Origin of the sequence: Novosphingobium sp. UBA6272 (assembly GCF_002440635.1) — a bacterium.
In the GTDB taxonomy this organism is placed as follows: domain Bacteria; phylum Pseudomonadota; class Alphaproteobacteria; order Sphingomonadales; family Sphingomonadaceae; genus Novosphingobium.
Map to the genome: position 1 here is coordinate 11400 of NZ_DJUW01000020.1, position 348 is coordinate 11747.

Consider the following 348-nt stretch of genomic DNA (forward strand, 5'->3'; position numbering starts at 1 on the left):
CCGGACGATCGACAGCCACATCCGCAATCTGCGCCGCAAGTTTGGCGAAGCCGGCGGTAGCGACGTGATCGAGACCAAGGCCGGGGTCGGCTACCGGCTCGGGCCTTGCGCCGGCATGGGCGAGGCCGCGACCTGATCCGGCGACTGGTCATTGCGCTGCGGCCGACCGCGCGGCGGCTGTGGCCAGTGCCGCGGCTGCGCTGGCTGCTGCTTTCGGTCCTGCTGTTCGCCGCCGCCCTGCCCGGCGTCGCCGCGCTGAGCCTGCGGGTTTACGAGAACGCGCTGGTCCGCCGGACCGAGGCCGAGGTCAGCGCGCAGGCCGCCGCCCTGGCCGCCGCGACCGCGCTG

General features: G+C 74.4%; 1 protein-coding gene and 1 pseudogene. Both read left to right on the forward strand.

Annotated features, from left to right (window positions below):
• A partial coding sequence (locus B2V17_RS10715) for a winged helix-turn-helix domain-containing protein (protein WP_292997480.1) occupies positions 1-136 on the forward strand: 136 nt, incomplete at its 5' end.
• Positions 106-348, forward strand: a pseudogene (locus B2V17_RS10720) (sensor histidine kinase); the annotation flags it as partial. The gene B2V17_RS10715 and the pseudogene B2V17_RS10720, both read left to right, overlap by 31 nt.